The organism is Clostridium sp. AF28-12, from assembly GCF_003435225.1.
Lineage (GTDB): Bacteria > Bacillota > Clostridia > Lachnospirales > Lachnospiraceae > Pilosibacter > Pilosibacter fragilis.
This window is the reverse complement of sequence record NZ_QWGJ01000034.1, coordinates 4823-8635: the sequence shown is the minus strand read 5'-3', so window position 1 is coordinate 8635 and position 3813 is coordinate 4823. Positions and strand designations below refer to the sequence as shown.

The 3813-nt window shown below is 39.9% G+C and carries 4 protein-coding genes and 1 pseudogene; all 5 read right to left on the bottom strand.

Annotated features, from left to right (window positions below; translation table 11 throughout):
* Nucleotides 1–46: 46 nt before the first annotated feature.
* Nucleotides 47–202 (bottom strand): annotated as a pseudogene (locus DWY93_RS16030) (DUF3847 domain-containing protein); the annotation flags it as partial.
* Nucleotides 203–304: 102 nt separating this feature from the next.
* Complete coding sequence (locus DWY93_RS16025; protein ID WP_147324225.1) at nucleotides 305–991, bottom strand: hypothetical protein; 687 nt, start codon at nucleotides 989–991, stop codon at nucleotides 305–307.
* Complete coding sequence (locus DWY93_RS16020; RefSeq protein WP_015553444.1) at nucleotides 927–1148, bottom strand: hypothetical protein; 222 nt, start codon at nucleotides 1146–1148, stop codon at nucleotides 927–929. Before DWY93_RS16020 ends, DWY93_RS16025 begins: the two co-directional genes overlap by 65 nt.
* 201 nt (nucleotides 1149–1349) lie before the next feature.
* On the bottom strand, nucleotides 1350–2645 hold the full coding sequence (gene ltrA / locus DWY93_RS16015) for a group II intron reverse transcriptase/maturase (RefSeq protein WP_117471342.1): 1296 nt from the start codon (nucleotides 2643–2645) through the stop codon (nucleotides 1350–1352).
* Between the two features lie 503 nt (nucleotides 2646–3148).
* Nucleotides 3149–3688, bottom strand: coding sequence for a hypothetical protein (locus tag DWY93_RS16005; RefSeq protein WP_117471343.1), 540 nt, complete (start codon nucleotides 3686–3688; stop codon nucleotides 3149–3151).
* Nucleotides 3689–3813 lie beyond the last annotated feature (125 nt).

Below are 3813 nucleotides of genomic sequence, written 5' to 3'. Positions count from 1 at the left end.
TGAATTCGACTTGGGGCTATCCCTCCACGATGTTTAGCATCGCTTCATTGCAAAGGCGGTGGGTGCGCTTGGTGCGTTCACCTTTCTCCAGATACTTCTTTCTGTTCTCCAGACGCTCCAGCTTGTGCTGTTCCTGTGCAAGCTGTGTCTCGGCTCGTTCCTTTTCGGCTCGAAACTGGTCGAGAGTTTTCAGTTTTGTCATTGTCATTGCCCTCCTTTTTTGATTTTGGAGATAAAAAAGACCGTCAACTTTTCGCATAGTGCGACCAGCCAACGGTCTAATTTTCCGTATTGAGTTAAGATGTTAGTGGTTTTCCGCCGTTTCTTTATTTAATATATCAAGAATTTCTCGAAACGATTTTTGCAATCGAGGATCATCATACATTTTCTTTGCCGTATCCAGCAATTCTTCTGCCTGATTATATTGCTCATTTATAATTGCTGCTATTATATCAAGTATGGCTATGTTTCCGCCGTAGATTTTGTGATGTCTATATTGTTGAAAAAGTCCTTGGTTTTCGTTGTATACTGTAATTGCTTTTTCATACTGGGTAGTTTCAAAATAGCTCAAGCAAAGGTTGATTTTATGAACTACATTAACAGAAGAACCGCTCAGCCGCTCATGGGACAATTTTTCCAGCATAGGAATTGCTATATCAAATTGTTTTGCCTCGATGTATCCAGCAGCCAAATTTAATTCTAAGATATTTCTCAATATTTTCCCTTTTGCGGTTTTTAGCAAATTTTCTATACCGTCAATGTATTCCTGTGGCTTTTCTTCACTCAGCAACTTTGCAATTTTCTTGACTTTGTTAAAATAAATTAGATTGTAATATGCATTGATTAACACAGCGCCTAATACAATGGCAACCGCTGCAATCCAATAACCATGCATAAAAGCTGCATCATCAATCCCAAAACTAATTTTAAGCAATAACAAAATCAAGCCGAAGCAGACTCCTATCAAAACTATTTTTGCAGCTCTTTTCAAATTGAGTACCTCCATCATACTTTTTTTGCAACTTGCTGGCGGCGAACAGCATTTCATGCTGTTTGAAGACGGCAAGTCCACGAGGGATAGCCGCATTAGCGGCGCAAGGGGGTGTAGCAACCTTGCCGGAACGAAGTGACGCAACATTCTCGGTCATGCGGCTTTCTTCTGCTGACAGAGAATGAAGCTCCGCAGGACGCACATACTCCCGATAGGAGAGTACAGAAGTGCGCCCTTTAGTTCCTAAAGGGATTTTATCAGTTCGACAGTCGAGTAGACTAAGACCTCTCAATCCTAGCCCCTCACAGATCCGTACGTGCGGCTTTCCCGCATACGGCTCCTCATAGTAACATTCGCTTCAATATAAACAATAGTACGTTTTAGGTTTTGCTAACGGGTAATACTTGAGCATTTCCACAAATCCATTCCATGTGTATGCCCGTCTACAACCTCTCCGATTCATGGCTTTGAATAGAAACTGTTGTACTCTATGCAGGAATGTTGTTATCTTCCGAAAATTCCATGTAACACCATAATACTGATAGTGTCCAATTAGTTTTACATTCAACTCTTTAATTATTTCTCGCATTGGTCGATTTCGATTATCGTAAATCCAGTTCTTGTATGCTCTGACCTTTTGCTCAAACTTCTTCCTTGAAGTCTGTACCTTTGGCACGAAACCTCCCTTTCGAGTTTTGCTACAGTAGAAGGGAAATCCCAGAAAATCAAATGTTTCAGGCTTACATTCTCCTCTTGCTCTACGATTCTGCTCTGCAAATCTCCCAAATTCAATCAGTCTGCTTTTACTACTTTCCAGCTCCAGTCCAAACTTTTCCATTCGTTCCTTTAACTCTTTATAGTATCTTTCAGCTTCTGACTTATATTGAAATCCTGCAACAAAATCATCCGCAAAGTTGACGAGAAAACACTCTCCCTGCATTTCCCTTTGCACCACCAGCTTAAACCACAGCGTCAGCACATGATGCATGTATATATTTGCAAGCATCGGACTCATTACTGAGCCTTGTGCCGAACCTTCCTCTGTTGGCTCGAATTTTCCTTGCTCCATTATTCCTGCTTTAAGGTATTTACGTATTAGCCACAATAAGTTCTTATCCTGTATATTCCATTCAAGGAACTTCATCATCCAATCATGGTCGATATGGTCAAAGAAACCTTTGATATCGGCATCTACGATATAGCTGATTTTTCCATAGCTTATCCGTTGGTATACTTCTTTTATTGCTTCGTGACACCCCCTATTCGGTCTGAATCCATACATGCAGTTTAGGAATCTCGGTTCATAAATAGCTCCCAGTATTTTCTTCACTGCCATTTGTACAATCTTATCTTCATAGGAAGCAATCCCTAATGGTCGTTTCTTTCCATTTCCTTTAGGTATATATACCCTCAGTGACGGAAGTGGCTTAAAGGATTTGTTTTTCAACCTCTGTACCAGTTCCTTGATATTTCTATCAAGGTTCTTCCCATACTCATCCTTAGTTACCTTGTCAATTCCGACTGCTTTGTTCCCATCTAATTCCTTATGGCATTGCTTTAGCATATCTTCATTTATCAAGTGGTACACTGATGTAAATATAGGATGTTTTGATGTTGCCGATATCTCAGCTATTCTTACTAATTTCGTTTCCATTATTTCCTCCGTCCCTGAGTACGGATCATGTGTCCTCAGTAAGACCTTTACTATGCAATCCCCTTCCCTCCATCGGCATTGCCCGATTTCTACAGTACTATGGGATTGTCCGACCACCTACCATTCATTTGAAATACTCCGTTTTCAGTTGCAATTTCATACTCTTCTTCGAGAAATGGCAGGTTCTCCCCAGTTGATGTGTATTCACAATGTAAAACATGATTGGTTCTCTGACTCCGCAGTGCCACATAACACTCGCCATATCGCATTACATGATATTGTCTTCCGCACCAGTTAAGACGTCGACCGACTGAAGTTAACGTTTCGAAGCTCAATCACTATTCAACCCTGCTTTCTTGCTGTCTACGCTTGTCAGATGCCGTTATCGGCATCATCCCAAGACTCGCTATTATCTGGTTGGCTAAACCTTGGATAAACCGGAATCCCACCGGCTTGACTACACACCCTTAGCTGGGCGCACAACTGGAACTGGTTAATTTATATTATTTATGAGCGGAAATGTAGTCAAGCACAATTTTCCACCCATTATTTTCACTGGCATATCCCCATAAAGGCTCTGTTAACTGTTCTAATTCTTCAATACAATGACGAGTCTTTTTTACCATTTCTTTTCTTTTTTCGAGAGTGATTGAATTTAATTTTTTATTTGATACCTTAAACCTGTTATTTTGCAGAAAATTAACGGTGTCAATATAGTTATTATCATCAGTAAAAATTGTATCTTGGGGAAAACAGGATATAACCTTTTCAAATGCTGTTTTCAGGGTGAATAATCCTAAAGCATTTAATGCTTCTGGGATAAACGGAACTAATTTTACCTGTTCACAAATAATATACCACCAACCATCACACTGCCAATTCCCCACCATATTCATACAAATATGCAAGGTAAAAAGTTCAGGGGTCACTTTTTCTTTTATATCATCTAATGTCCCCAATTCCCATAATTTATCCGACAATTCAGCCAGTGTATTTTCATCTAAACATTTCACTCCGTTAAGGAGTTCCTGTAATGTAAGCACTGTTATTTCCTCCTCGCAATATAAAATTTCTCACAATCAACTTCCGCTTTGCCGTTAACTTCATTATACTTTACCCGACCCTCAAAGTACAGAGAGATTTTGTAAAACTTGTCGGCTGGAAACAG

Bases quoted from the DNA above. Each gene is read 5' to 3' on its own strand.
- ltrA (WP_117471342.1), bottom strand. From the start codon at position 2,645: ATGGAAACGAAATTAGTAAGAATAGCTGAGATATCGGCAACATCAAAA.
- DWY93_RS16020 (WP_015553444.1), bottom strand. From the start codon at position 1,148: ATGACCGAGAATGTTGCGTCACTTCGTTCCGGCAAGGTTGCTACACCC.